Origin of the sequence: Micrococcus sp. KRD077, assembly GCF_017168505.1 — a bacterium.
Classification (GTDB): domain Bacteria; phylum Actinomycetota; class Actinomycetes; order Actinomycetales; family Micrococcaceae; genus Micrococcus; species Micrococcus luteus.
In genome coordinates, this window is the sequence record NZ_JABFAZ010000101.1 from 1 (window position 1) to 446 (window position 446).

The 446-nt window shown below is 31.4% G+C and carries 1 protein-coding gene; it reads right to left on the reverse strand.

Annotated elements, in window-relative coordinates; all coding sequences use genetic code 11:
- The coding region (locus J1M39_RS11965; RefSeq protein WP_206496843.1) for a hypothetical protein at nucleotides 1-342 on the reverse strand (342 nt) is incomplete at its 3' end.
- Between the last annotated feature and the right edge of the window lie 104 nt (nucleotides 343-446).

The window sequence follows — 446 nt, forward strand, 5'->3', positions numbered from 1 at the left end:
TCTTGGAGGCATTGGATTTGAATTTAATTGAATCATCTTTGAGTATTTTTGATTAAATTGATGTTGGTCTTCAATACTTAAGCTATTCCATATCCAATTTAAATTCTCTTTCAAATGTTCAATCATACTTTGGAAAATGCCCATTTCTGTTGGACGCGCTAAATCATACTTCAAATCTGCAATATGATTTCCTGTACGTCTATATACTAATTTTTTAAAATCAATGTCATATTCAGCACATTCTTTTAAAAATAAAGAAACTAAAGTATCAAGCGGTGCATTGCCGAAATGATGTTTTTTAATGTCATTTAATTTGTCTTTAGTTAAGTACTTGAATGTCACGTCTATCATTGTACCTCTTACACTTGGTAAATGAGCAGAACGACTCGTCATAGTAATTGGTAATTTCGGATGATGAGCAGCAACATAACGGACAACATCTAAAC